A 26,534-nucleotide genomic window follows, 5' to 3' on the forward strand; every position below is an offset into this window, starting at 1 on the left:
CCTGCGCGAGGGCGGTTCGCCGCCTTCGGCTCGCGCAGCGGGCCACGCGGAGACCAGCGGCTGTCATGCTCACCATCAGTCTCGGGCTGCACGACTATAGGCCCCTCCTCGAACGCGTTCACAACGTTTTCCGGCGGGTTCGGAACCGTGGCGCCGCCCCGGGCCGGGACGGCTCGCGCGTCCCGGCCCGGGGCGGCGTGCCCCCTCGTCCGGTACGGCCGGGCACCGCTCCCGCGGTCACGGCCGCCACGGAGCTACCCGAGGAACGACAACCGCACCCGGCGATCGGGGTTGTCCCGGTTGGTGTCGACCAGGCACACCGACTGCCAGGTGCCCAGCTCCAGCCGTCCGTCCACCACCGGCAGGGTGGCGTGGGGCGGGACGAGGGCCGGGAGGACGTGGTCGCGGCCGTGGCCGGGGCTGCCGTGGCGGTGCTGCCAGCGGTCGTCGGCGGGCAGCAGGGTGTGCAGGGCGGCCAGGAGGTCGTCGTCGCTGCCGGCGCCGGTCTCGATGACGGCGATACCGGCTGTCGCGTGCGGCACGAAGACGTTCAGCAGGCCGTCGCGGCCGGCCGCCGCCTCCCGCAGGAAGGACTCGCAGTCGCCGGTGATGTCGACGACCCTCTCCGAGGAGCCGGTGGCGACGGTCAGGACTCGGGTGGTGAAGGCATCTGGCATGCCCTCCATCCTGGCCCATGTGCCGGGGCCCCGCCGGGACCGTCCACGGGAAGATCCGCGGCCCGCGGCTCGTTGGTGGAAACGTGAACCGCATACGTGAGGTCGAGGTGGTCGTCGTGGGCGCGGGACAGGCGGGGCTGTCCGGCGCCTATCACCTGCGGCGGACCGGGTTCGAGCCGGACCGCGACTTCGTGGTGCTCGACCACTCCCCCGGTCCGGGCGGCGCGTGGCAGTTCCGGTGGCCCTCGCTGACGTACGGCAAGGTGCACGGGATGCACGCGCTGCCCGGCATGGAACTCACGGACGCCGATCCGGCACGGCCCTCCTCCGAGGTGATCGCCGCGTACTTCGACCGCTACGAGCGGACCTTCGACCTGCGGGTACGGCGCCCGGTGGACGTGCGGGCCGTGCGGGAGGGGGCCGGGGGGCGGCTGCTCGTGGAGACCTCGGACGGCACCTGGTCGGCGCGGGCGCTGATCAACGCCACCGGGACCTGGGACCGGCCGTTCTGGCCGCGCTACCCGGGGCAGGAGACCTTCCTGGGGCGGCAGTTGCACACCGCGCAGTACCCCGGGCCCGAGGCGTTCGCCGGGCAGCGGGTGGTCGTGGTGGGCGGCGGCGCCTCGGGCACCCAGCACCTGCTGGAGATCGCGCCGTACGCGGCCTCGACCACCTGGGTGACCCGGCGGCCGCCGGTCTTCCGTGAAGGCCCCTTCGACGAGGGGGCGGGGCGGGCGGCCGTGGCGCTCGTCGAGGAGCGGGTGCGGCAGGGGCTGCCGCCGCGCAGTGTCGTCTCGGTGACGGGGCTGCCGCTCAACGACGCGATCCGGCAGGGTCTCGCGGACGGTGTGCTCGACCGGCAGCCCGTGTTCGACCGCATCACGCCCGACGGCGTGGAGTGGGGGCGGGGACCCTCCCTGCCCGAGCGCGGCCGGGAGCCCGGCGGAGGACGGCACGTGGCGGCCGACGTCATCCTGTGGGCGACCGGCTTCCGTCCCGCCGTCGACCACCTCGCCCCGCTGCGGCTGCGGGAACCGGGTGGCGGGATCCGCGTCGAGGGAACGCGCGCGGTGGCCGATCCTCGCGTCCACCTGGTCGGCTACGGCCCGTCCGCCAGTACCGTCGGCGCCAACCGGGCGGGGCGGGCGGCGGTACGGGACATCAGGCGGCTGCTGGTGGAGGAGCGGGTCGCCGCGTGACGTCCGGCCGAGCGGGAGTGCGCAGCCGCCCGCTCCCGCGGGCGGCCCGGCTCACTTCTCCGGCTGCTCGCCGCTCTTGCGCTGCCGGGCCTCGGACTCGGCGACGTTGCGCCGGTGTTCCTCGTAGTCGGCGGTGAAGCGGGTGTCGCCCGGCGTGACCGTGACGAAGTAGAGCCAGTCGCCCGGGGCCGGGTTGATCGCGGCGCGCATCGCGTCCTCGCCGGGGTTGCCGATCGGGGTCGGCGGCAGCCCCATGCGCTCGTAGGAGTTGTAGGGGCTGTCGACCTCGGTGTCGGTCACCTTCGCGCGCAGCGTCGAGCGGCCCAGCGCGTAGTTGACGGTCGAGTCCATCTGCAGCGGCATCCCGCGCTCCAGCCGGTTGAAGATCACCCGGGCCACCTTGCCCATGTCGGCCTTGGTGGAGGCCTCCGCCTGGACGATGCTCGCGACGGTGACCGCCTGGTACACGTTCATGGCGTTGCGCTGCGCGCCCGCGGCGATCGGGGCTCCGTTGAACTTCCTGTCGGCGGTGTCGACCATCCGCGCCAGCAGTTTCTCCGGGGTCGTCTTCTCCCCCAGCGGATACGTCGCCGGGAAGAGATAGCCCTCGGGATTGCCCTCGGCCCCCTCCGGCAGCTTGAGGCGGGCCTTCGCGACGGACCTCTTCGCGGTGCCCGCGGGGAGTTCCAGTGCCTTGTCGATGGCCGTGTACACCTGGCTCGCACGCCGTCCCTCCGGGATCACCAGTGTGGTGGGACGGGGGGCACCGTCGTCACGCAGGGTCAGCAGCGGCACCCCCACGGCGGTGCCGGCCACGACGGCCCCGGTCGCGACGAGGGCGAGACGGCCCCGGCGCGTCAGTCGGATCGTGCTCCGTGACGGAGTGTTCGTCTGCATGCGGGCACGGTAACCCGCACACCCCCGCAAATCCGGCATATCTTCATCTTGTCGGCTCCAGTCGGGCGTCCCGGCGCACGAGGGCCGCATAGCGCCCGCCCCGCCCCAGCAGCTCCTCGTGCGTGCCGCGCTCGACCGCGCGGCCGGAGTCGAGGACCACGATCTGGTCGGCACTCCGGATGGTGGACAGCCGGTGGGCGATGGTGAGCGTGGTGCGATCGGCCGACAGCGCGTCGATGGCCGCCTGGACGGCGGCCTCGGTCCGGGTGTCCAGGGCGCTGGTGGCCTCGTCGAGCACCAGGACCGGCGGGTCGCGCAGGATGGTGCGGGCGATCGCCAGGCGCTGCTTCTCACCGCCGGAGAAGCGGTGGCCGCGCTCGCCGACGACCGTGTCGTACCCGTCGGGCAGGGCGGCGATGTGGTCGTGGATCTGGGCCGCCTTCGCCGCCGCGTACAGCTCCTCGTCGGTGGCGTCGGGCTTGGCGAAGCGCAGGTTGTCGGCGACCGAGGCGTGGAAGAGGTAGGTCTCCTGGGAGACCACGCCCACCGCACGGGCCAGCGTGTCGAAGTCGAGGTCGCGGACGTCGACCCCGTCGAGGGTGACCCGGCCGCCCGTGACGTCGTACAGCCTCGGCACGAGGTGACCGAGCGTGGACTTGCCGGCGCCGGTCGGGCCGACGACGGCCAGGCTGCCGCCCGGGGGGACGGTGATGTCGATGCCGTCGAGGACGGGGCCGCTCCTGTCGTCGTAGCGGAAGGTGACGTTCTCGAAGCGGACCTCGCCCTTGATCCGGTCGAGGTGCACCGGGTCCTCGCGCTCGGTGATGTCGATCGGGAGGTCCAGGTACTCGAAGATGCGCTGGAAGAGCGCGAGCGAGGCCTGGATCTGGACGCCGGTGGACAGCAGGCTCACGGCCGGGCGGAACAGACCCTGCTGGAGCGAGACGAAGGCGACGATCGTGCCGATGGAGACCCCGGGGCCGCCCGTCTGCAGGGCGATCCCGGCCGTCCAGTAGATGACGGCCGGCATGGCGGCCATGACGATCGTGATGACGGCCATGCGCCAGCGGCCGGCCATGTTCGACCGCACCTCCAGGTCGACCAGACGCTCGGACTCGTCCGAGAACGCCCCGGTCAGGGAGTCGGAACGGCCCATGGTGCGGCCGAGCAGGATGCCGCTGACCGAGAGCGACTCGGTGACCGTGGCGGCCATCGCGGCCATCTGCTTCTGGCGCTGGGTGGTGATCTTCTTGCGTTCGTCGCCGACGCGGCGGCTGATCCAGACGAACACCGGGAGCAGGACGAGCGTGACGACGGTCAGCCGCCAGTCGAGCGCGAGCATCGCGACGACGGTGGCGACCACGCTGGTGAGGTTGGAGACCAGGGAGGTCGCCGTGGAGGTCACGGTGGCCTGCATGCCGCCGATGTCGTCGGCGATGCGGGACTGGACCTCGCCGGTGCGGGTGCGGGTGAAGAAGGCGAGCGACATGCGCTGGAGCCGGCCGTAGACGGCGGTGCGCAGGTCGTGCATGACGCGCTGGCCGACGGTCGTCGAGATCAGGGTCTGCAGCACGCCGAAGACGCTGGTGAGGACCGCACCGAGGATCATGCCGAGCGCGAGCAGGCTGAGCAGTCCGGTGCGGCCCTCGGGGATCGCGACGTCGAGGATCGCCTTCAGCAGGAACGGCGTGGCGACCGAGACCAGGGACGCGGCGCCGACGAGCAGGCCGACGATCGCGAGACGGCCCCGGTAGGGGCGGAAGAGCCTCAGGATGCGCCGCACCTGCCGGGGTTGCCCCTCGGCGCCGGCGGGCGGGGTCCAGGTGGGTTCGCGGTCGGGGTGCATGGTCTCCTTCGGGACGGACGTCAGGGGTGGTCCGGAGGCGGGCTGAGCTCAGCTCATTGTTACCTGTACTCACAATGAACGGCATCCTGTTACTGTTCCCGCATGACCGCCCCCGACCCCGACGGCCTGCTGGCCGAGCAGCTGCTCCGGCTCACCCGCAGGGTGCACCGCATCCAGAAGCGTCACCTGGAGCGGCGCGAGCTCGGTGTCACCCCTGCCCAGTCCCGTCTGCTGCGCACCCTCGCGCACTACGGATCGCCGCCCCGCATGGCGGACCTCGCCGAGCGGCTGGAGGTGGTGCCCCGGGCCGTCACCACGCTGGTCGACGGGCTCGAGGCGAGCGGCAAGGTACGGCGCGTGCCGGATCCGGCCAACCGGCGGGTGATCCGCATCGAGCTCACCGGGGACGGACGCGCCGCGCTGCGGGAACTGCGCGCCGCGCGCAGGGCCGCCGCGGAGGAGATCCTGGCCCCGCTGGCGGACGAACAGCGCGAAGCGCTGGGCGAGTTGCTGAACGCCCTGATCGACGGAACGGCCGTCCCGCGGCACGGCGACACCTCCGTGTGACCCGCGTCCCGGGCGGCGGCCGGTCGGCCCGGCCCCCGGCAGCCGGTTCCGCGCGGTGGTGGGGAAAACCGGTTGCCTCCCGGCACTGAGCGGCGTCAACCTGTCACGGTTTGCTGTTGCCGTCCGGCGGCGGCGTGCGACGTGCCCGCACTCCCCTCCGGCCGCTTCGCGCCCACTCCGCCGCCCTCCCGACCCGAGTCACTGGGACGTCATGCAGATCCAAGACCTTCCGTTCTCCGACCCGGGTGTGCCCGACGCGCGCTCGGGTCCCCGATTCCTGTGGTGGCTCTTCCGGAACCAACTGTCCGGGCAGCTCACGTCGCTGGCCTGGGGCCTGCTGCACTTCGCCTCCGTCGCCTCGCTGCCGTTCTGCGTCGGGGTCGCCGTCCAGGCCGCCGTCGACCGCTCCGGGGACCGGCTCGCGCTGGCCGGCGGCCTGATGGCGCTGGCCTGCGCCGGCAACGCGGTCGGCGACACCTTCCTGCACCGCGCGGCCGTGACCAACTGGATCACCGCCGCCGCCCGCGTCCAGCAGCTGCTGGCCCGCAAGGCCGCGACGCTGGGTGCGGCGCTGACGCGGCGCGTCGCGGCCGGTGAGGTCGTGGCCGTCTCCACCGGTGACGTCGAGAAGATCGGCTGGTTCGTGGAGGCCCTGTCGCGGTTCACCGCGGCGGCGGTCACCGTCGTGCTGGTCTGCGTCGGTCTCGTCGTCTACCAGCCGGCGCTCGGCGTGATCGTGGCCGTGGGGCTGCCCGTGCTGGCGATCGCGGTGCTGCCGCTGCTGCCGCGCGCCACCCGGCGGGCCGACGTCCAGCGCGAGAAGGCCGGCCGGGCCACCGAACTCGCCTCGGACACCGTCGCCGGGCTGCGCGTGCTGCGCGGCATCGGTGGTGAGGAGCTGTTCCTCGACCGCTACCGCCGCGCCTCCCAGGAGGTCCGCCACGCCGCCGTGCGCAGCGCGCGCATGTGGTCCCTGATCGCCGCGATCCAGGTGCTGCTGCCGGGGCTGCTGCTGATCACGGTGGTCTGCTACGGCGTCCACCTGGCCCGCGAGGGCCGGATCGCCGTCGGCGAACTGGTCACCGTCTACAGCTCGGTCATGGTGCTCACGTATCCGCTGCGCCACTTCGAGGAGATCGCGATGGCCTACTCCTTCTCGCGCCCCTCGGCCAAGCGGGCCGCGAGCGTGCTGTCGCTGGAGCGGGCCACGGACACCTCTGGGTCGCGTGCCGCCGAGGCCCCCGCCGGTGACCTGTACGACCCGGCGACCGGTCTGCTCGCGCCCGCGGGCCTGTTCACCGCCGTGGTGTGCGGGGATCCGGACGCGGCGGGACGGCTGGCCGAACGGCTCGGCGGGCACGCCTCGGAACCGGGCACCTCGGTGCTGCTCGGCGGGGTGCCCCTCGACGAACTGCCGCTGGACTCCGCCCGCCGGGCCGTCCTCGTGCAGGACAAGGATCCGGTGCTGCTGTCCGGCACGCTGCGCGAGCTGCTCGACGTGCCCGCCTCCGGTGCGGTCGACCCGCGGGACGCGCTGGACGCCGCGCGGTGCGGGGACGTGCTGGCGGCACTGGTGCAGGGCTCGCTGGACGCCGACGACCCGATGGACGCCCGGATCACCGAGCGCGGGCGGTCCCTGTCCGGTGGGCAGCGCCAGCGGCTCGCGCTGGCCCGGTCGCTGGTCACGGACCCGGAGGTGCTCGTCCTGGACGAGCCGACCTCGGCCGTCGACTCGCACACCGAGGCCCGCGTCGCCCGGGGCGTGCGCGAGCTGCGGGCGAACCGCACCACCGTGGTGTTCACCTCCTCCCCGTTGCTGCTGGACCGCGCGGACCGGGTCGTGTTCCTGCACGGCGACACGGTCGCCGCGGTCGGCGGCCACCGCGAGCTGGTGCGCACCGAGCCCCGGTACCGGGCCGTGGTGACGCGCGAGACGGAGGAGGAGGTCCTGGCGGCCGACGCCCTGCGCGGGGACGACGTACTGCACCGACTGGAAGAGATCGAGGAGACAGCATGATCGGCGTGGCGCCACCGGCCTACGACCCGGCGGCCCCGACCACGGCCGGCACCCTGCCCGTGGGTGCTCCCGCGACCGTCCGCGCCTACGTGGCCGAGCTGCTGCGCCGGCACCGGCGGGCCTTCCTCCTGCTGATCACCGTGAACACCGTCGCCGTGGTCGCCTCGATGGTCGGTCCCTACCTGCTGGGCGACCTGGTGGAGCGGGTCCCGGACCGGGCGCGGGAGCTGCACCTGGGGCTCACGGCCGCACTGTTCGTGCTGGCGCTGGTCGTCCAGGCGGTGTTCGTCCGGCAGGTGCGGCTGCGCGGGGCGGTGCTCGGCGAGCGGATGCTGGCCGACCTCCGCGAGGACTTCCTGGTGCGGTCGGTCGGACTGCCGCCGGGTGTGCTGGAGCGGGCGGGCACGGGTGATCTGCTGTCGCGGATCACGACCGACATCGACCGGCTCGGCAACGCCATGCGCGAGGCCGTGCCCCAGCTGGCCATCGGCGTGGTGTGGGCCGTCCTGCTGCTGGGCGGGCTGGTCGTCACGGCGCCCGAGCTGGCACCGGCGGTCCTGGTGGCCGTGCCGCTGCTGGTGGCCGGCTGCCGCTGGTACTTCCGGCGGGCGCCGGCCGCCTACCGTTCGGAGGCGGCCGGGTACGCCGCCGTGGCCGCCGCGCTCGCCGAGACCGTGGACGCGGGGCGGACCGTCGAGGCCCACCGCCTCGGCGCGCGCCGCGTGGCGCTGTCGGACCGGCGGGTCAGGGAGTGGACGGCCTGGGAGCGTTACACGCTCTGGCTGCGGTCGGTGCTCTTCCCCGTCGTCAACATCACGCACGTGACCGTGCTCGGCTCGGTGCTGATGATCGGCGGGGTGTTCGTCCTGCAGGGCTGGATCGGCGTCGGCCAGCTGACGACGGGCGCCCTGATCGCGCAGATGCTCGTCGACCCGGTGGGGCTGATCCTGCGGTGGTACGACGAGCTGCAGGTGGCCCAGGTGTCGCTGGCCCGGCTGGTCGGGGTCCGGGACATCGAGCCCGACGCCGGTGACGCCGCGCTGCTCCCCGACGGGCGGCGGGTGCGTGCGGAGCGGGTGCACTTCGGCTACCGCGAGGGCGTGGACGTCCTGCGCAAGGTGTCGCTCGAGGTCGCCCCGGGGACCAGGATGGCGCTGGTCGGCCCGTCGGGCGCGGGCAAGTCCACCCTGGGCCGGCTGCTCGCCGGGATCTACGCGCCCCGGGACGGCCGGGTCACCCTGGGTGATGCCGAGCTGTCGCGGATGACGGCGGAGCGGGTCCGGGCGCATGTGGCCCTGGTCAACCAGGAGCACCACGTCTTCGTGGGCTCGCTGCGCGACAACCTGCGGCTCGCCCGGACGGACGCCGAGGACGCCGAGCTCTGGGCGGCGCTGGGCGCGGTCGACGCGGACGGGTGGGCCCGTGCGCTCGACGACGGCCTGGACACCGAGGTCGGCTCGGGCGGCCTGTCGCTCACGCCGGCCCAGGCCCAGCAGGTCGCCCTGGCCCGGCTGGTGCTGGCCGATCCGCACACGCTGGTCCTGGACGAGGCGACCTCGCTGCTCGACCCGCGCGCGGCGCGTCACCTGGAGCGCTCCCTGGCCCGCGTCCTGGACGGCCGGACCGTCGTCGCCATCGCCCACCGCCTGCACACCGCCCACGACGCGGACGTCATCGCCGTCGTGGAGGACGGCCGCATCAGCGAGCTCGGCAGCCATGACGAGCTGGTCGCCGCGAACGGGGCGTACGCGGCGCTGTGGCGGTCCTGGCACGGGTGAGGGGGCCCTCCGGGCGCGGCGCGGCCTCGGGCCGGGCAGCCGCACCAGGCCTCCGCGCGAAGCCGGCGCCTCCCCGGGCAGGGCGCTCGCCGTCGGCACCGCGGGGCCGACTCGGACGGGGAGTGCGCCCGGCCCGTGACCGAGGCCGTCGAGGCGCGAGGAGGCCGGACGGCGGGAGACCGGACGGCGGGAGACCGGACGGCGGGAGACCGGAACGGCCCCGAAGCCGGCGGCGCTCCCCCAGCGGTCAGGAGTGGTCCGTGCCGGGCGGGGCAGCGCACGCGGCTCCCGGCGGGACGCGGTGGGTCGTGGCGGGGCGCGGCGGGATCGGGGCTTCGGCCTCCCGGGACGGCAGGTCCCGGTCCCGCCGCCCGGTCGTGGGCGGAGGCGGCGTCCCGGCCGGGCGTGCCGTTGCGCGGTGGGGAACACCGGTGGAAGGCTGGAGTCAGGCACCGGCTCGGGGAACGCCCGGGGCCCGGCGGACCGGGCACGGGTGGCGCCTGTGCCCCGTGCAGCGGCGGTCCCGCGCGGACCGCGGTGACAGCGGGTTCGTCCCCACCCCCTGGAGGTATCCGTGAACAACGCCGACGGATGGGGAGACGACGTCTACCAGCCCCAGCAGGACGGGCAGCTCGAGGACACGGGTGTGCTCGACACCGAGGACACCCTCGCGTTCGAGGGCACCGACGACCCCCTGGACCCGGGCTGGTCCCCTCCCGAGCGGCCCTGGGCCGTGGAGCACGTCGGGGTGACGGCGGCGGAGCGCCTGCGGGGGGAGACGCTCGACCAGCGGCTCTCCGAAGAGCTCCCGGACATCGGCGTACCCGACGGCGACGGCTTGGGCGACTCCCAGGACACCGACGGTGAACTCCTGGACAACGAGGTCGGCGCCGCACGCTCCGGCCGGCTCGTGGCCCCCGACGAAGGGGCGCACGAGGACGAGGAGGAGGCCCTGGTCGCGAACGACGTCGGCATCGACGGCGCGGCCGCCTCCGCCGAGGAGGCCGCCGTGCACATCGTCGACGAGGACGCCCTGCCGGGCTGACCCGCCGGACCCGCCGTCGCCCCGCCGTCACGCCTGCCCGAGTCACCCGAGTCGCCCGAGGAGCATTCATGCAGCAGGACAAGCACCCCGACTACCACCCCGTCGTCTTCCGCGACCGCGCCGCCGGCTACGCCTTCCTCACCCGGTCCACGGCGACGAGCGACCAGACCATCGAGTGGGACGACGGCGAGACCTACCCGGTGGTGGACGTGGAGATCTCCTCGGAGAGCCACCCGTTCTACACGGGCAAGGCCCGGACGGTGGACACGGAGGGCCGCGTCGCCCGGTTCGAGCGCCGGTACGGCGGTGAGGGGTCCGGCTGAGTCCCGGGCGCGCGCGGCCCTCAGATCACGTTGAGCGCCGCCGCGCAGCCCACGCCGCCCAGCAGCATGAACGCCGGCATCAGCACCCTGAGCTCGATCCAGCTGCCCGCCCGGAACCGCATGGCCTTCGGGGGGCCGACCGGGTACCAGCGCTTGCGGCCCACCGGTATGGGCCACAGGATCGGGCAGCCGGAGACGGTCAGCGCGTCCCCGATGTCGTGCACCAGCGCGCCCAGGACGACCGGCAGGCCCAGCCACAGGTACTCCTGGCCCGGCGCGGTGAACAGCCAGTCGGATCCGTTGCCCGGCTCGTCCAGGACACCGGCGAGGATCCACGAGCTGGTCGCAGCCAGCAGCCACACCAGGACATCGCTGCTGGAGCCCCGGGTCGCCCGCCACAGCAGGCCCTCGATGGCCAGCACCATGTGCACGAAGAGGATCGCCAGCACCGCCCAGCGGCCCCCCGTGATCGCCAGGACCGCGGTGCCCGCTCCGATCAGCACGGCCCACAGCCAGGTGTGCGTGAGCGTGCGGTGCCCGCCGGAGCGGCGCGGGTCGCCCTGCTTCTTGGTGGCCTTGTAGACCGCGTAGGAGAGCTTGTCGACGATCTCGCACAGCCAGCGGGACAGCGGCCCGAAGGCCCGCGAGATGGTGGCCGCCTTGTGGTCCAGGTCCGGGGCGAGCGCGGCACCGGCACAGACCAGGGCGCCGACCAGGAGGACCGGCCAGGGCATCGGGTGTCCGGCCGCGGCCATCGCCGCACCGACACCGAGCCAGGCCGCGGCGCCCGACAGTGAGTGTGCTGGTCCCATCATCGTCGTTGCCCGCCCCATTCCTCGTCCGCCACCGGCCGGTTGACCGGGCGCGTCGACGCTCCGTCGGCGACACAGCGTAGCGTTCGCGATCTTCGTACCCGCATCCGATTCCCGCATCGGGCGGGAGGCCAGGCAAGATGGGGGCGTGACCCTCATCGATCAGCTGCCGCCGACCGCCGACCCCGACGCCCTGTACGAAGCCTTCGAGTCCTGGGCCCAGGAGCGCGGTCTCACGCTCTACCCCCATCAGGAGGAGGCGCTGATCGAGGTGGTCTCCGGGGCGAACGTGATCGTGTCGACGCCCACCGGCTCCGGCAAGAGCATGATCGCCGCGGGCGCCCACTTCGCCGCTCTGGCCCGCGACGAGGTCACCTTCTACACGGCCCCCATCAAGGCGCTGGTGTCGGAGAAGTTCTTCGAACTGTGCAAGATCTTCGGCACGGAGAACGTCGGCATGCTCACCGGTGACGCGTCGGTCAACGCCGACGCCCCGGTCATCTGCTGCACCGCCGAGGTGCTGGCGTCGATCGCGCTGCGCGACGGCAAGGACGCCGACGTCGGCCAGGTCGTGATGGACGAGTTCCACTTCTACGCGGAGCCGGACCGCGGCTGGGCGTGGCAGATCCCGCTGCTGGAGCTTCCGCAGGCGCAGTTCGTGCTGATGTCGGCGACGCTCGGCGACGTCTCCTTCTTCGAGAAGGACCTCACCCGCCGCACCGGCCGTCCCACGGCGGTGGTCCGCTCGGCCACCCGGCCCGTGCCGTTGTCCTACGAGTACCGGTACACGCCGCTCACCGAGACGCTCACCGATCTGCTGGGGACCCGCCAGGCACCCGTCTACATCGTGCACTTCACCCAGGCGCAGGCGGTGGAGCGGGCGCAGGCGCTGATGAGCATCAACATGTGCACGCGCGAGGAGAAGGACCAGATCGCCGAGCTGATCGGCAACTTCCGCTTCACCACCGGGTTCGGCCGCAACCTCTCCCGCTACGTCCGGCACGGCATCGGCGTGCACCACGCCGGCATGCTGCCCAAGTACCGGCGCCTGGTGGAGAAACTCGCGCAGGCCGGACTGCTGAAGGTCATCTGCGGTACGGACACGCTCGGCGTGGGGGTCAACGTCCCCATCCGCACGGTGCTGTTCACGGCCCTGACCAAGTACGACGGCAACCGGGTGCGCACGCTGCGGGCCCGTGAGTTCCACCAGATCGCGGGCCGGGCCGGCCGCGCCGGCTTCGACACCGAGGGCTTCGTCGTCGCGCAGGCGCCCGAGCACGTCATCGAGAACGAGAAGGCGCTGGCCAAGGCGGGGGACGATCCGAAGAAGCGGCGGAAGGTCGTGCGCAAGAAGGCGCCCGAGGGCTTCGTCGGCTGGACCGAGCAGACCTTCGAGAAGCTCATCGGCTCCGAGCCGGAGCCGCTGACGTCCCGTTTCCGGGTGACGCACACGATGCTGCTGTCGGTGATCGCCCGGCCGGGCAACGCCTTCGACGCCATGCGGCGCCTGCTGGAGGACAACCACGAGCCGCGCAAGCAGCAGCTGCGGCACATCCGGCGGGCGATCGCCATCTACCGGTCGCTGCTGGACGGCGGCGTCGTCGAGAAGCTGGACCGGCCGGACGCCGAGGGCCGCATCGTCCGCCTCACCGTGGACCTCCAGCAGGACTTCGCGCTGAACCAGCCGCTGTCCACCTTCGCGCTGGCCGCGTTCGAGCTGCTGGACCCCGAGTCGCCGTCGTACGCGCTGGACATGGTGTCGGTGGTGGAGTCCACGCTGGACGATCCGCGCCAGATCCTCGCCGCCCAGCAGAACAAGGCGCGCGGCGAGGCGGTCGCCGCGATGAAGGCGGACGGGGTGGAGTACGAGGAGCGCATGGAGCGCCTCCAGGACATCACCTACCCGAAGCCGCTGGAGGAGCTGCTCTTCCACGCGTACAACACCTACCGCAAGAGCCACCCCTGGGTCGGCGACCATCCGCTGTCGCCGAAGTCGGTGGTGCGGGACATGTACGAACGGGCGCTCTCCTTCACCGAGTTGGTGTCGTTCTACGAGCTGGCGCGCACCGAGGGCATCGTGCTGCGCTACCTCGCCGGCGCCTACAAGGCCCTGGAGCACACCATCCCGGACGACCTCAAGTCCGAGGACCTTCAGGACCTGATCGCCTGGCTGGGCGAGACGGTGCGCCAGGTCGACTCCAGCCTGCTGGACGAGTGGGAGCAGCTGGCCAATCCGGAGGAGGTGACGGCCGAGGAGGCGCAGGAGAAGGCCGACCAGGTCAAGCCGGTCACCGCCAACGCGCGCGCCTTCCGCGTCCTGGTCCGCAACGCCATGTTCCGCCGCGTCGAGCTGGCCGCCCTCGACCAGGTGGAGGAGCTGGGCGAACTGGACGCCGAGTCGGGCTGGGACGCCGACGCCTGGGGCGAGGCGATGGACGCGTACTGGGACGAGTACGAGGAGCTCGGCACCGGTCCCGACGCCCGCGGGCCGAAGCTGCTGCTGATCGAGGAGGAGCCGGAGAACGCGCTGTGGCGGGTCCGGCAGATCTTCGACGACCCGAACGACGACCACGACTGGGGCATCAGCGCCGAGGTCGACCTCACGGCCTCCGACGCGGAGGGCCGCGCCGTCGTCCGCGTCACCGATGTCGGCCAGTTGTGAGCACAGGAGAGACCCACCCATGACGAACCCGGCCGAGAGACTCGTCGATCTGCTCGACCTGGAGCAGATCGAGGTCGACATCTTCCGTGGCCGCAGCCCGCAGGAGTCGCTGCAGCGGGTCTTCGGCGGCCAGGTGGCCGGCCAGGCACTGGTCGCCGCGGGCCGCACCACGGAGGGCGACCGCCCCGTGCACTCGCTGCACGCGTACTTCCTGCGCCCGGGCCGGCCCGGGGTGCCGATCGTGTACCAGGTCGAACGGGTGCGGGACGGGCGGTCGTTCACGACCCGCCGGGTCACCGCGGTGCAGCAGGGCCGCACGATCTTCAATCTCACCGCCTCCTTCCACAGGCCCGAACAGGGGGGTTTCGAGCACCAGCTGCCGCCGGCCCGCACGGTCCCGGACCCGGAGTCGCTGCCGACGGTCACCGACGAGATCCGCGAGCACCTGGGCGCGCTGCCGGAGCAGTTGGAGCGGATGGCGCGCCGCCAGCCCTTCGACATCCGCTACGTGGACCGGCTGCGCTGGGACCCGGACGAGGTCAAGGGCGCCGAGCCGCGCAGCGCGGTGTGGATGCGCGCGGTCGGTCCGCTCGGTGACGATCCGCTGGTGCACACCTGCGCCCTGACCTACGCCAGCGACATGACCCTCCTGGACGCCGTCCGGATCCCGGTGGAACCGCTGTGGGGCCCGCGCGGCTTCGACATGGCGTCGCTGGACCACGCCATGTGGTTCCACCGCCCGTTCCGCGCGGACGAGTGGTTCCTGTACGACCAGGAGTCGCCGATCGCCACGGGCGGACGGGGCCTGGCCCGCGGGCGGATCTACGACCTGCACGGGCGCATGCTGGTGTCGGTCGTCCAGGAGGGGCTCTTCCGCAGGCTGGGCTGATCCCGGCTCCCTACGCCGTCAAGATCGTCCCCGGTGCGACCGGAAGCACGAGGAGGATCACACGCGGCACGACGACAACGTCCCGTCCGAGGACGGGGGCGCCCCGCCCGCCGCGGGTCCAAAGCCCTCCGGCGCTCCCGTCGGCACGGTGACCTGTGTGCCGGCCGGGCGGGTGGCCGGCGGGCTCGGGGCCGTCGAGGACGACCACTGGGGCGAGGAGACGGCCGTCATCCGGCCGTCATCCGGCTGGACTCCGGCCGGTTCGGCCCCGAGGCACTCTTCGCCCTGGAGGACTTCCCGCACCTGGAGGTGGTGTGCCACTTCGACCGGGTGCCGCCGGAGAAGGTCCGGACCGGCGCCCGACACCCCCGGGGGCACCACCGACTGGCCGCTGGCCGGGATCCTCGCCCAGCGCGGCAAGAACCGGCCCAACCGGCTGGGCGTCTCCCGCTGCCGGCTCCTGCGGGTGGACGGGCCGAGGTGCACGTGGCCGGCCTGGACGCCGTGGACGGCACTCCGGTGCTCGACATCGAGCCGTGCACGGCGGAGTTCGGGCCGACCGGCGGGACCGTGCAGCCCGAGTGGCCCGTGGAGCTGATGCGCGACCGCCGCCGACGGCCCGTCGGCCGGCAGGCGCGGGACCACACGACGTCTCCGGGACGGGGACAGCACCCCCTCGGAAACGTGCCGGCCCCACCCGGTTCCCGGGCCGCGCGGCCGGGCGTGACCCGGGTGTCACCCGCCGCCGTGGCCCGTTCGACAGCGACGGCGACGGCGGCGGCGGCGGTGGCGGTGGCGTCGTGCGTGAGGGCGTGGTGTCCGGACATGCTCGTCTCCCCCGTGGAGTGTGGGCGGCCGGGCGCCGTGCGCACCCGCCCGGACAAACCGTAGCCGCACCGTCACGCTCCGCGGCAGTCCTGTGGAGAACTCCACGAGGGCTGACGAACACGCAGGTCAAAGGCCTGTGGAAGGGCCGGGATCCGGCTGTCGGGTGTCCACGTCCAGATGTTCGCCGACCCGGTTGACCAGGAGGGTCATCTCGTACGCGATCTGCCCGATGTCGGCCTCGGCACCGCTGAGGACGCACAGGCAACTGCCGGTGCCGGCCGCGGTGACGAAGAGCACCGCGTCGTCGAACTCGACCATCGTCTGGCGCACCCCGCCCGCGCCGAAGTGCCGTCCCGATCCCTTGGCGAGGCTGTGCAGCCCGGACGACACGGCGGCGAGGTGCTCCGCGTCCTCCCGGCGCAGCCCCGTGCTCGCGCCCGTCACCAGCCCGTCGTTGGACAGGACCAGCGCGTGCCGCACGTGTTCGACGCGCTGGGTCAGGTCGTCCAGCAGCCAGTCGAGTCCCTGGTTCTGCGTCATGCCGTGAATCTCCCCGTGTTCTTCCCCGTGGCTTTCCCCGCGTGCCGTCCCCTCCTGGCGGGAGGGTCTCCGCGCCAGCCTTCCCCACGACCGGGCGCCGGGCAAGGAGGATGGGGGCCATGGGACAGAAGATGACCGACGAAGAGTGGCGGGAGTTCGTCTCGTACGGGACCCGCACCGCCAAGCTCTGCACCGTACGCGCCGACGGAAGTCCGCACGTGGCCCCGATCTGGTTCCTGGTCGACGGGGACGACGTGGTGTTCAACACCGGCGCGCGGACCGTGAAGGGGCGCAACCTGGCCCGTGACGGGCGGGTCGCCCTCTGCGTGGACGACGACCGGCCACCGTTCTCCTACGTGGTGCTGCACGGCCGGGCACGGCTCTCGGAGGACCTCGGGGAGCTCCGGCACTGGGCCGCCCGGATCGGCGCGCGGTACATGGGCGAGGACCGCGCCGGGGAGTTCGGGGCCCGCAACGGCGTGCCCGGCGAACTCCTCGTCCGCGTCACGATCGAGAAGGTCCTGGCGGAGAAGGGCGTCGCGGACTGAGACCCGGGCCCGCAGCGGCCGCCCCACGGTCATCCCACCGAGTCGAGCAGCCGGGCGGTGCGCATCCGCCCGGGGCGGCGGAGGGCCGCGCACCGACGCGCGGCGGGGCGTGGAGGTGCTCGCCGACGCGTTTGACCAGCCGCGCCGTCTCGTAGGCCACCAGACCGATGTCGGCGGTCACGGCGGTGAGCAGGGCGAGGCAGGAGCCGTCTCCGGCGACGGCCACGAACAGGAAGGCGTCGTCCATCCCGACCGTGGTCTGGCGCGCTCCGCCGGCTCCGAAGTGCCGGCCCGCGCCCTTGGCGAGGCTGTGGAAGCCGGAGGCGACCGCTGCCAGGTGCTCGGCGTCCTCGCGTCCGAGTCCGCCGGAGGCGCCCACGGCGAGTCCGTCGTCGGACAGCACCACGGCGTGCCGTACGTCGCCGACGCGCAGCACCATGTCGTCCAGCAGCCAGTCGAGTTCACCGGACCGCCGGCCGGTTCCGGTGCGCGGGTCCTGGATCATGCGGGATCTCCTTCACTGCTCTGCTCGGCCGGTCCCGGGGTGGCACCGCGGCCGGGTCGTCCGCCGCCTCCGCGCGCCCAGCCGTCGCGGTAGGCCGTCGTACGTCCGCGCCCAGCCCGCGCGTCCTTCGCGCACCGCCGTCCGCAGCGGGCGCAGGCTCTCCGCCTCGGCGAGGAAGGACTCCAGCCGACCGGACACCGCGCGGGGCAGGTCCTCGCCGTCGGCGACGCGCAGCGCATCGTCCGTCCCGGTGAGGGATCATGCGGTGCATGAGCGACGACCACACACACGTCCAGGAGTTCTTCGGCGCACGTGCGGCCGGCTGGGACCGCCGCTTCCCCGACGACGGTCCGGTCTACGCGGCCGCGGTCGCCGAGCTCGGGCTGCGCGAGGGCGACCGGGTGCTCGACGCGGGCTGCGGCACGGGGCGGGCGCTGCCTCCGCTGCGTGCGGCCGTGGGGCCCTCGGGGGTCGTCCTCGGCGCGGATCTGACCCCGGCCATGCTGCGGGAGGCGGCACGGGCCGGGCGGGACCGCGACGGGGCGCTGCTGCTGACCGACGTCACCGCGCTGCCGCTGTGCCCGGGGGTGCTGGACGCCGTGTTCGCGGCGGGCCTGATCGCGCACCTGCCCGACCCCGCCGCGAACCTCCGGGAGCTCGCGCGGGCGGTGCGGCCCGGTGGTGTGCTCGCGCTGTTCCATCCGGTCGGCAGGGCGGTGCTCGCCGCCCGCCAGGGCCGCTCGCTCACACCGGACGACCTGCGGGCGGAGCCGAACCTCCGTCCGCTGCTCGCCCGTTCGGGGTGGCGCATGACGTCCTACACCGACGAGGACGCCCGGTTCCTGGTGCTCGCCGTGCGCGAGGACCGAGTTCCCGGAGCGGGGGCGTAGCCCTTCACTCCGCGTGCCGTACCGGGCAGCCGCGCAGTCCCGGGACGGGACGGGTGCCCAGGTCCTCCAGCCGGTAGCCGTTCGGGTAGCCCTTGATCTCCCGGTTCTGCCGGGCGAAGTGCGGGACGCTCCGGGGCGGCAGCAGACGGACGGCGCGCCCCCGCAGCCGCACCGCGCGGCGCACCCACGCGCGCGTGGCGGGGCCGGGCGGGGTGTAGCGGAAGGCGCGCAGCAGGGGGTCGTCGAGCAGGGCGAGCGTGGCGGTGCGCAGCAGGGGGGCGAGCGGACGCGGGTACCAGGAGGCCATGAGGTCGAGCGTGGCGTCCGAGACCCGCCGCGCGCCCTCGTCCCAGCCGAAGTGGGCTTCCTCGTAGGCGTCGAGGAAGGTCTCGAACTCCTCGTAGGACCCGGGGATGTCCTTGATGCCCATGTGCCGTCCGAGGGTCTGGTAGTGGACGGCAGCGGCGACGGTCTCGTGACGCGACATCCTGCGCCATCCGTAGGCGTCGATCCAGCGCTTGGGCATCACGACGAACGTGCACAGGACGTAGCGCATGTCGTCGTCGGGGATGTCGTAGCTGCGGTGCATCCGGTTGATGCGGCGGATCGCGGTCCGGCCCCGGTCGCTGCCGAACCCGTGCTCGACGACGGCGTCCAGGAGCAGCGAGGTGTCGTCGTAGCGTTTCTGCGTGCGGTCCGTGAGCTCCGCCGTCTCGGCGAGCAGCCGGCCGATGCGGGGAACGGCGTAGGTGCGGTAGAGGGCCAGCTCGAGGGACCGGGCGAAGTCCCAGGGGAACTCGTACGCCACGCTGAGCCGGTAGATCTCCGTGGCCTCCCGGTAGGGGTCCATCCGCCGGATCCGCTCCAGCCGTTCGAAGCGCTTCACCGCACCGCCCTCTTCTGTCGTCGAAGTTCCAACTCTACGTTGGGCGGCAGGAGATGGACGGTCGGCGCGGGCAACCGCACAGGGGAAGGTGAACCGCATGTGGGGCAGGGTTCGCGGGATCGGCGTCAGAGTGGCCGACGGCGTGCGCACGCGGCGGCGGGCCGAGCGGGCGGATCGTCCGCACAACCTGTTCGAGGCCGCCGCGGCCTACGTGTCGGCCTGCGCGGAGGACGATCAGGAGCGGATCGACGAGGTGTCCGGCTGGGTGTCGCCGGAGGCGCTGTCGTTCGGGGTGAACGAGCTGGCGTGCCGGGCCGTCGTCGCGCTCGCGCGGGAGCGCGACGAGTCCCCGCGGACGGTCGCGCGTGCGCTGCTGGGACTCCCGGCGGCCTGACCGTCCCGGCGGCGCGTGGCCGATTCGCCCCGTCCGGCCGGAAACCCGCAGCTCCGGGTGCGGCTGCGGGGTCGTGACAAGCGGCTCGGGGTCGGCATAGGGTGCGCGCCGACGGACGAACCTATGGGGAGGCTGGGATGGCCGGGACGGACGAGGAAGCCGTCGCCGCCGCGGACGACGCGCTCTACGTGCTCACGGCGGTGCTGCTGACACCGGCGAAGTTCCCGAGCGTGCTGGGCGACGACTACCCGGAGGCGTGCGCGGCGCTCGGTCTCCCGCCGCTCGCCGACGGGTACGGGCTGGTGCTCGGCCAGGACGACGAGGGGGCCCGGTGGACGGTCGTCGTCGACGACGTCTCGCTGGTCGCCGTCGCGATCGCGGCCTGGGACTGCGGCATGGAGCACGACCTGTCGCCGGACGAGCGGACGGTCGTGACCGCGCTGCCCGGCTGGCCCCTCGCGGTCGCCGTCGCCGCGCCGAACGTGCCCGCGCCGCACGACCCCGGCCCCGACGCCGCGGACCGGCCCCCGCTGTCCCCGCCGGACGCGAGCGTCTGGGGGCCCGCCCAGCGCCGCCTGGGTGCCGACGAGATCGCGCTGCAGTGGGCGATGTGGCGGGAGCAGGTCGACGACTCGGCGTTCGCGGCGCCCGGTGGCCCGGGGGAGGCGGCCGACGGCACCGGGGAGACCGCGGAGGGCAGCACGGAGGACGGCGGGCAGGAGGGCGGCGACCGCGGTCGGCAGCCGGGCCACAGCGGCGTCCGGCGCGTCCTGGCGGAGGCACGCGCCTATGTCGACTCGCCGCCGCCGCTCGGCCGGGTCCGCTCGTCCTTCGCGCCGGGCGGCGCGCGCACCCTGCGGGCCGACGGTCCCGGCTGGTCGCTGGTCGCCAGGACCGACGACATCGCGTTCGTCCTGCTCGACGACGAACCCGGTGAGGTGCTGCCGGTGGGCCGGGGACCGGAGCTGCCGGGACTGCTCGAAGCGCTCGACAAGATGGCCGTGCGGCCGCTCTGAGCCCGCCCGGCCGGCGGAAGGGCCACGGACGACAGAGTTTGCGTGTGGTGAACCTCTACGCGCAGACGTCGTTCCATAGGGTCCCGACCCATCGATGACGGCGCGGTCGCGCCCTCACCATGGGGCGGCCCCGTGCTCCGCCCGGGGCCCCCTTCCGTTCGTCCGTCTTCCCGGAGGCCGTCATGCGCCCGTCCCGTGGCGTTCCGTTGCTCGCCGTCGTCCTCGCGGCGGCTGCCCTCACCGCTCCGTCTCCGGCCCGCGCGGCCGGGGACGGTCACTGCGCGCGCCAGGAACGGGTGCGCGTGCCCGGCGCCGCCCATCAGCGCAGCGCCTGCCTGCCCGACCTGACCACCACGGGGCTGGCCGGCACCCCGTACACCGACATGGCCGACCAAGCGGGCCTGACCGCCGCGGCCACCCGGTCGCCGTCCGGTGTGCCCGGGGTGCAAATCGACGGCTACTTCCCGGACTCCTCGCGCTTCAACACCACCCACGGATGGCGGCACGACGCGCAGTTCGTCATCCGGTTGCCCGACCGCTGGAACGGTGGTCTGGTCGTCACCGGCGCGCCCGGCAACCGCAAGCAGTACGCGACGGACAAGGCGATCTCCGACCAGGTGCTGGCCCGGGGCTACGCGTACGCGTCGACCGACAAGGGCAACAACGGCGTCGACTTCCACCGGGACGGGATCCGGCCCGGTGACGCGGTCGCCGAGTGGAACGCGCGGACCACACAACTCACCCGGGCGGCCCGGCGCGCGGTGGCCCAGCGCTACGGGCAGGCCCCGCGCCGTACCTACATCACCGGTGTCTCCAACGGCGGTTACCTCACGCGCTGGCAGTTGGAGAACCACCCGGAGCTGTACGACGGCGGGGTGGACTGGGAGGGCACCCTGTGGGCGGCCGGCGGGCACCACCCGCTCACCTCCCTGCCGGTGGCGGTGGCCCGGATGTCCGGCACGGCGCAGGACGAGGACATGTACGCGGCGGGCTTCGCACGCGGCTCCGAGTTCCTGTGGCCGTACCACGAGAAGGCCTACTGGGGAGTCACCCAGAAGATCTACCGCGCCGAGTTCGACCCGGCCTACGACCCCCGGTGCCCCGGTCCCTCCGCGGGATCGACGACGGAGGAGATCCTCGCGCCGTGCGCCTCCGACGCCGTCTACGACTTCGCCTCGCGTCCCGGCTCCGTGCACCGTGCCGTGGCCCGGGTGGCGCTGACCGGCCGCATCGGCCGACCGCTGATCACCCTGCACGGCGATCTGGACGCGCTGCTGCCGAAGGCCGCCGACTCCGACGTGTACGCGCGCATGATCGACACAGCCGGGCGAGGGGCGCTGCACCGCTTCTACACGGTGCAGGACGGCACGCACGTCGACGGCCTGTACGACACCTATCCGGACCGGCTGCGGCCGGTCCTGCCCTGCTACCGGTCGGCGTTCGACGCTCTGGTGGCCTGGGTGGAGCGCGGAGTCAGGCCGCCCGCGGACCGGACGATCGACCGGCCCGCCGACGGTGACGTGGTCGACTCCTGCGCGCTGGACTCCGGCGAGGCGGCGGTGCGGTAGCGCCTCAGCGGCCCAGCTCCTTGCGCGAGACACGGCGCAGCCTGCGCCGCTGTGAGGGATCCAGGGCGAGATACGCGGCGGCCGGGACGCCCAGGACTATCAGGAGCGCGGCCCACCAGGGCAGCCAGACGAGCAGGACGATCCCGGCCGCCACACCCCCCGCGGCGATCTTGGCGTTCTTCGACATGAGTGTCGCCTCCTTCGCGGCCACTGCCGCTCTCTGTCGTGAAAACGGCTCCGCGCCCGCGGTGGTTCCGGACCGCTACCCTGAGACGCCCCTGAGCCACGACCCCTAGGGTGCTCCGGGCACTCGTCGGCTCCTCCGGCAGGAGGAGACACGGCGCGCCCCCATGGTGACCGAGCCCACAGTCCAGGAACACCCGGTCGGCCACGTCCGTGCTGTACCCTCGGCGACCCGGACTTTACTAGTCAAATTTGAGGACTCCGTCATCGCTGCGCAGACTCACCCCCCGGCTCCGCCCTCCCCGTACTCCGAACTGGCCCATGGCCCGGCCGTCTTCGTGCCCGGCGACCCCGCCCGCACCGGCCGTGTCGCCTTCTGGCGGTCGGACGGTTCGGCTCCCCCCGCCGTGCACGCGGCACCGGTCGAGGACCTGACCGTCGTCGTGCCCGGTGACGACGGGATCGCGCCGGTACGCGTGCCCGCCGTCCTCCTTCCGGTGCACACCGCCCTGCCGGTGCTCACGCGCGCGCGGGCCGGCGGTGAGGGGCACCGGGCCGCCGTGTTCTGGGGTGCTGCCGCCGTGCACGCCCTGCACCTGGTGGCGCGCGGACTGCTGCTGCCCGGCCTGTCCCCGACCGACCACGACGCCTGGCGCATCGGCCCCTTGGGCGCGGAGGACATCGACGCGGTGCGCCGGCTCGCCGCGTCGATGCCGCCCGAAGCGCACGCCGTGCCGGTGGACGCGACCGGACCGCTGCGGCTGCAGGACCCGGAGCGGCTGCTGCGCGCGTTCCTCGACGCGGTCGCCGACACCCTCCCCCGCTCCCCCGCCGCGCCCTTCGTGACCGGCGCCCCGGCCTTCGCGGTACCGCGGCCGCAACGGCTGCCCGACCTGCGCGGCTGGGCCGCCGACGTCGCCGCGGGCCACGACGCGGGCGTACGGCTGTCCCTGCGGATCGAGGTGCGGGGGCTGACGGATCCGGCGGATGCGCGGGAGGCGGGGGACACGGCGGACGACGAGCCCGGCGGCGCGCAGGCGTCGTTCCGGGCCGTGCTCCAGGTGCACGGTGTGAGCGATCCCGCCCTGGTCGCGGACGCCACCGAGGTGTGGGGCGGGGCGCCCGACGGGGACTTCGGTCCCCGCGCGCGGACGGACGCCCTGCTCGCGCTGCGCCGCGCCGCCCGGGCCTGGGCGCCGCTCACGCCCCTGCTGTCGGCGGCCGTCCCGGACGCCGTGGACCTCGCCGCCGAGGAGGTCGCCGAACTCCTCGGCGAGGGCACCCGGGCGCTGGCCGGCGCGGGCGTCGACGTGCACTGGCCCAGGGAGCTGATCCGCGGACTCACCACCCGCGCGGAGGTCGGTCCCGCGGACGACGGACGGGAGCCCGGGACGGCCGGCTTCCCGCAGGGGGCGTCGTCCCTGTCGGCCGACGCGCTGCTCGCCTTCGACTGGTCGTTCGCCGTGGGCGACCGGCCCCTCACGCGCGAGGAGCTGGACCGGCTCGCCGAGGCGAACCGCCCCCTGGTGCGGCTGCGCGACCAGTGGGTCCTGATCGACCCTCAGGAGGTGCTGCGCGCCCGGGCGCGCCAGGACCACAAGATCACGCCGGTCGACGCGCTCGGCGCGGCCCTGACGGGCTCGGTGGAGGTCGACGGCAGCCGGATCGAGGTGCGCCCCACCGGATGGCTGGCGGCGTTGCGGGACCGGCTCGCGGACCCCGAGGCCCAGGAGCCGGTCGGGCAGCCGGCCGCCCTCGCCGCCACGCTGCGGGACTACCAGCGGCGCGGCCTGAGCTGGCTGGCCCGCATGACCTCCCTGGGCCTGGGCTGCTGCCTCGCCGACGACATGGGGCTCGGCAAGACCGTCACCCTCATCGCCCTGCACCTGCACCGCCAGACCGACCCCGCGTCGGCGGGGCCCACCCTCGTGGTCTGCCCGACCTCGCTGATGGGCAACTGGCAGCGGGAGATCGAGCGGTTCGCGCCCGGCACCCCGGTGCGCCGCTTCCACGGGGCGCGGCGCACGCTGGACGACCTGGCCGACGGCGAGTTCGTGCTCACCACGTACGGCACCATGCGGCTGGACGCGCCCCGGCTCGCCGGGGTCGCCTGGGGGATGGTCGTCACCGACGAGGCCCAGCACGTGAAGAACCCGTACTCGGCCACGGCCCGGCAGCTGCGTTCCATCGACGCACGCGCGCGCGTGGCGCTCACCGGCACGCCGGTGGAGAACAACCTGTCGGAGCTGTGGGCGATCCTCGACTGGACGACGCCCGGGCTTCTGGGCCGGCTCGGCACCTTCCGCAGGCGGTACGCGGACGCCGTCGAGGGCGGCCAGGACCCGGCCGCCGCGGACCGGCTGGCCCGGCTGGTGCGGCCGTTCCTGCTGCGCCGCCGCAAGTCGGACCCGGGGATCGCGCCCGAGCTGCCGCCGAAGACGGAGACCGACCACGCCGTGTCGCTGACCCAGGAGCAGGCGGGGCTGTACGAGGCCGTGGTGCGCGAGGCGCTGGCGGAGATCTCCGGCGCCGACAGCATGGCGCGGCGCGGGCTGATCGTGAAGCTGCTGACCGGCCTGAAGCAGATCTGCAACCACCCGGCGCAGTTCCTCAAGGAGGAGCGGCCCGTGGTCGCGGGACGGTCCGGGAAACTGGAGCTGCTGGACGAACTCCTCGACACGGTCCTCACCGAGGAGGCCGGCGTCCTGGTGTTCACGCAGTACGTGCAGATGGCCCGGCTCCTGGAACGGCACCTGGCCGCGCGGGGCGTACCGGCGCAGTTCCTGCACGGCGGCACGCCGGTCGCCGAGCGCGAGGCGATGGTGCGCCGCTTCCAGGACGGCGAGGTCCCGGTCTTCCTCCTGTCGCTGAAGGCGGCGGGCACCGGGCTGAACCTCACCCGCGCGGAGCACGTCGTGCACTACGACCGCTGGTGGAACCCCGCCGTCGAGGCGCAGGCGACCGACCGCGCGTACCGCATCGGCCAGACCCGGCCCGTGCAGGTGCACCGGATCGTCGCCGAGGGGACGATCGAGGACCGCATCGCCGAACTCCTGGTCCGCAAGGGCGAGCTGGCCGACGCGGTGCTCGGCTCCGGCGAGGCGGCGCTCACCGAACTGACCGACGCCGAGCTGGCGGATCTGGTCGCCCTGCGAGGAGGACTGCGATGACCCGGTACGACGGTGACGAGGCCGACGCGGAGCGCACCTTCGCCGCGCTGCCGCCCGCGCAGGGACGGGGTTTCGCACAGACCTGGTGGGGCCGGACCTGGCTGACGGCGCTGGAGGGCACGGCGCTCGACCCCGGGCAGCTCAAGGCGGGCCGCAGGCTCGCGCGCGCGGGGGCGGTCGGTGCGGTGTCCGTGCGGCCGGGACGCATCACGGCGGTCGTGAAGGACCGTGACGGGACGGCCCACCGGGCGGACGTCCTGCTGCAGGAGCTGTCCGGGGGGCAGTGGGACCGCTTCCTGGCCATGACCGTCGAACGGGCCGGGCACGTCGCGGCGCTGCTCGACCGGGAGATGCCGACGCACCTGGTCGAGGACGCGGAGCTGGCCGGGGTGGAACTGCTGCCCGGCCTGGGCGATCTGGAACCGGAGTGCGACTGCGGCACCTGGGACCACTGCGGTCACACGGCGGCGCTCTGCTACCAGGTGGCCCGGTTGCTGGACCAGGACCCGTTCGTCCTGCTGCTGGTGCGGGGGCGCGGTGAACGCGCCCTGCTGGACGCGCTCCGGACGCGCGGTGACGCGTCCGCCGCCCGTCGGCCGGCCCGCCCGGAGGGCGTGGACGCGGCCGAGGCGTACGCGGCCGGGGACATCCTGCCGCCGCTGCCCCGCCCTCCCGCGCTCCCCGCGGAGCCGGGGGCCGTGCCGTCGCTGGACACGGAGGCCGCGCCCGTCGCCGGGATCGATCCGCGCGCGCTGGAGTTCCTGGCCGCCCGCACCGCGGCACAGGCCCACCGCCTGCTGGCCGAGGCGCTCCGGGAAGGGCACGGGCGGCGGGCCGAGGAACCGGAGCCGACGGTGGCGCAGGACGCGGTGCGGCTGGCCGCCGGGGACCCCGGAGGGGCTGTGGCGGACCGGCTGGCGGCCGGTTCGGGGCGCGGCCGGGAGGGGCTGGCCGTGGCCGTGCGGGCCTGGCGGCACGGCGGACCGGCGGCACTGGCCGTGCTGGACGGGGAGTGGACGCCGGACGGCGAGAGCCTCGCACGCGCGCGTGCCGCCCTGGAGTCGGCGTGGGACGAGGGCGAGCGGCCGGAGCTGCGGGCCCGCGCCAACCGGTGGACGGTCGTCGGCGCGCCCGTCCAGCTGCGCCTGGGACGCGACGGCCGCTGGTGGCCGTACCGCAAGGAGCGCGGCCGGTGGGTCCCGGCGGGAGGTTCCGCCCAGGACCCGGCGACGGCACTGGCCTCGGCGGAACGCGCCTCCGGGGAGTGAGCGTCCTGCGGGGGCGCGCCCGGCGT

22 protein-coding genes and 1 pseudogene are annotated in these 26,534 nt (G+C 74.0%); 15 read left to right on the top strand and 8 right to left on the bottom strand.

Features of this window, described 5'->3' with window-relative positions; all coding sequences use genetic code 11:
- Nucleotides 1-254 precede the first annotated feature (254 nt).
- Nucleotides 255-677 carry a secondary thiamine-phosphate synthase enzyme YjbQ gene (locus tag FHS37_RS19210; RefSeq protein WP_184822818.1) on the bottom strand — a complete coding sequence of 141 codons (423 nt, stop codon included), beginning with the start codon at nucleotides 675-677 and terminating at the stop codon, nucleotides 255-257.
- Nucleotides 678-760: 83 nt separating this feature from the next.
- Here FHS37_RS19210 and FHS37_RS19215 point away from each other — a divergent pair, with 83 nt between their 5' ends.
- Nucleotides 761-1,876, top strand: a complete 1,116-nt coding sequence (locus FHS37_RS19215; RefSeq protein WP_184822820.1) for an NAD(P)-binding domain-containing protein — start codon at nucleotides 761-763, stop codon at nucleotides 1,874-1,876.
- A gap of 51 nt (nucleotides 1,877-1,927) precedes the next feature.
- On the opposite strand, the gene mltG is transcribed toward FHS37_RS19215, so the two are convergent.
- Both mltG and FHS37_RS19225 read right to left on the bottom strand, forming a co-directional pair.
- On the bottom strand, nucleotides 1,928-2,773 hold the full coding sequence (gene mltG, locus FHS37_RS19220; protein ID WP_184822822.1) for an endolytic transglycosylase MltG: 846 nt from the start codon (nucleotides 2,771-2,773) through the stop codon (nucleotides 1,928-1,930).
- 43 nt (nucleotides 2,774-2,816) lie between these two features.
- Nucleotides 2,817-4,619: an ABC transporter ATP-binding protein gene (locus tag FHS37_RS19225; protein ID WP_184822824.1), complete on the bottom strand. Its 1,803-nt coding sequence runs from the start codon at nucleotides 4,617-4,619 to the stop codon at nucleotides 2,817-2,819.
- Between the two features lie 102 nt (nucleotides 4,620-4,721).
- On the opposite strand from FHS37_RS19225, the gene FHS37_RS19230 reads away from it, so the two are divergent.
- From FHS37_RS19230 to FHS37_RS19250, 5 genes are all read left to right on the top strand, one after another.
- On the top strand, nucleotides 4,722-5,186 hold the full coding sequence (locus tag FHS37_RS19230) for a MarR family winged helix-turn-helix transcriptional regulator (protein ID WP_184822826.1): 465 nt from the start codon (nucleotides 4,722-4,724) through the stop codon (nucleotides 5,184-5,186).
- A gap of 211 nt (nucleotides 5,187-5,397) precedes the next feature.
- Entirely contained in the window at nucleotides 5,398-7,203 is a 1,806-nt protein-coding gene (locus FHS37_RS19235; protein WP_184822828.1) for an ABC transporter transmembrane domain-containing protein, read from the top strand.
- Entirely contained in the window at nucleotides 7,200-8,981 is a 1,782-nt protein-coding gene (locus FHS37_RS19240; protein ID WP_184822830.1) for an ABC transporter ATP-binding protein, read from the top strand. The genes FHS37_RS19235 and FHS37_RS19240 overlap by 4 nt, the downstream gene beginning before the upstream one ends.
- A gap of 574 nt (nucleotides 8,982-9,555) precedes the next feature.
- A complete protein-coding gene (locus FHS37_RS19245; RefSeq protein WP_184822832.1) occupies nucleotides 9,556-10,026 on the top strand; it encodes a DUF5709 domain-containing protein in 471 nt (156 codons plus the stop codon).
- Nucleotides 10,027-10,094: 68 nt separating this feature from the next.
- On the top strand, nucleotides 10,095-10,349 hold the full coding sequence (locus tag FHS37_RS19250; RefSeq protein WP_184822840.1) for a type B 50S ribosomal protein L31: 255 nt from the start codon (nucleotides 10,095-10,097) through the stop codon (nucleotides 10,347-10,349).
- Between the two features lie 20 nt (nucleotides 10,350-10,369).
- Here the strand turns inward: FHS37_RS19250 and FHS37_RS19255 are convergent, their stop codons facing one another.
- Complete coding sequence (locus FHS37_RS19255; protein WP_184822842.1) at nucleotides 10,370-11,164, bottom strand: metal-dependent hydrolase; 795 nt, start codon at nucleotides 11,162-11,164, stop codon at nucleotides 10,370-10,372.
- Between the two features lie 145 nt (nucleotides 11,165-11,309).
- On the opposite strand from FHS37_RS19255, the gene FHS37_RS19260 reads away from it, so the two are divergent.
- Entirely contained in the window at nucleotides 11,310-13,823 is a 2,514-nt protein-coding gene (locus FHS37_RS19260) for a DEAD/DEAH box helicase (protein ID WP_184822844.1), read from the top strand.
- 19 nt (nucleotides 13,824-13,842) lie between these two features.
- Nucleotides 13,843-14,712, top strand: a complete 870-nt coding sequence (locus FHS37_RS19265; protein ID WP_184822846.1) for an acyl-CoA thioesterase — start codon at nucleotides 13,843-13,845, stop codon at nucleotides 14,710-14,712.
- A 954-nt stretch (nucleotides 14,713-15,666) separates the two neighbouring features.
- On the opposite strand, the gene FHS37_RS19275 is transcribed toward FHS37_RS19265, so the two are convergent.
- Nucleotides 15,667-16,080, bottom strand: coding sequence for a roadblock/LC7 domain-containing protein (locus tag FHS37_RS19275; RefSeq protein WP_184822850.1), 414 nt, complete (start codon nucleotides 16,078-16,080; stop codon nucleotides 15,667-15,669).
- 119 nt (nucleotides 16,081-16,199) lie between these two features.
- Here FHS37_RS19275 and FHS37_RS19280 point away from each other — a divergent pair, with 119 nt between their 5' ends.
- On the top strand, nucleotides 16,200-16,628 hold the full coding sequence (locus FHS37_RS19280) for a PPOX class F420-dependent oxidoreductase (protein ID WP_184822853.1): 429 nt from the start codon (nucleotides 16,200-16,202) through the stop codon (nucleotides 16,626-16,628).
- 73 nt (nucleotides 16,629-16,701) lie between these two features.
- Here the strand turns inward: FHS37_RS19280 and FHS37_RS19285 are convergent.
- Nucleotides 16,702-17,133 (bottom strand): annotated as a pseudogene (locus tag FHS37_RS19285) (roadblock/LC7 domain-containing protein); the annotation flags it as partial.
- Between the two features lie 269 nt (nucleotides 17,134-17,402).
- Here FHS37_RS19285 and FHS37_RS19290 point away from each other — a divergent pair.
- On the top strand, nucleotides 17,403-18,023 hold the full coding sequence (locus tag FHS37_RS19290) for a class I SAM-dependent methyltransferase (RefSeq protein ID WP_184822856.1): 621 nt from the start codon (nucleotides 17,403-17,405) through the stop codon (nucleotides 18,021-18,023).
- A gap of 4 nt (nucleotides 18,024-18,027) precedes the next feature.
- Here the strand turns inward: FHS37_RS19290 and FHS37_RS19295 are convergent, their stop codons facing one another.
- Nucleotides 18,028-18,909, bottom strand: coding sequence for an oxygenase MpaB family protein (locus FHS37_RS19295; protein WP_184822858.1), 882 nt, complete (start codon nucleotides 18,907-18,909; stop codon nucleotides 18,028-18,030).
- 97 nt (nucleotides 18,910-19,006) lie between these two features.
- Here FHS37_RS19295 and FHS37_RS19300 point away from each other — a divergent pair, with 97 nt between their 5' ends.
- The 3 genes from FHS37_RS19300 (at nucleotide 19,007) to FHS37_RS19310 (ending at nucleotide 21,887) form a co-directional block, all read left to right on the top strand.
- Entirely contained in the window at nucleotides 19,007-19,303 is a 297-nt protein-coding gene (locus tag FHS37_RS19300; RefSeq protein ID WP_184822860.1) for a hypothetical protein, read from the top strand.
- A gap of 137 nt (nucleotides 19,304-19,440) precedes the next feature.
- Nucleotides 19,441-20,319: a hypothetical protein gene (locus FHS37_RS19305; RefSeq protein ID WP_184822862.1), complete on the top strand. Its 879-nt coding sequence runs from the start codon at nucleotides 19,441-19,443 to the stop codon at nucleotides 20,317-20,319.
- A gap of 182 nt (nucleotides 20,320-20,501) precedes the next feature.
- Nucleotides 20,502-21,887, top strand: a complete 1,386-nt coding sequence (locus FHS37_RS19310; protein WP_184822869.1) for a tannase/feruloyl esterase family alpha/beta hydrolase — start codon at nucleotides 20,502-20,504, stop codon at nucleotides 21,885-21,887.
- A gap of 4 nt (nucleotides 21,888-21,891) precedes the next feature.
- Here the strand turns inward: FHS37_RS19310 and FHS37_RS19315 are convergent, their stop codons facing one another.
- Nucleotides 21,892-22,074 carry a tail-anchor membrane protein gene (locus FHS37_RS19315; protein WP_184822872.1) on the bottom strand — a complete coding sequence of 61 codons (183 nt, stop codon included), beginning with the start codon at nucleotides 22,072-22,074 and terminating at the stop codon, nucleotides 21,892-21,894.
- A 163-nt stretch (nucleotides 22,075-22,237) separates the two neighbouring features.
- On the opposite strand from FHS37_RS19315, the gene FHS37_RS19320 reads away from it, so the two are divergent.
- Both FHS37_RS19320 and FHS37_RS19325 read left to right on the top strand, forming a co-directional pair.
- Nucleotides 22,238-25,240, top strand: coding sequence for an SCO1167/SCO6262 family helicase (locus FHS37_RS19320; RefSeq protein WP_184822874.1), 3,003 nt, complete (start codon nucleotides 22,238-22,240; stop codon nucleotides 25,238-25,240).
- Nucleotides 25,237-26,508: an SWF or SNF family helicase gene (locus FHS37_RS19325; protein ID WP_184822876.1), complete on the top strand. Its 1,272-nt coding sequence runs from the start codon at nucleotides 25,237-25,239 to the stop codon at nucleotides 26,506-26,508. The genes FHS37_RS19320 and FHS37_RS19325 overlap by 4 nt, the downstream gene beginning before the upstream one ends.
- Nucleotides 26,509-26,534 lie beyond the last annotated feature (26 nt).

The organism is Streptomyces griseomycini (assembly GCF_014203535.1).
Taxonomy (GTDB): domain Bacteria; phylum Actinomycetota; class Actinomycetes; order Streptomycetales; family Streptomycetaceae; genus Streptomyces; species Streptomyces griseomycini.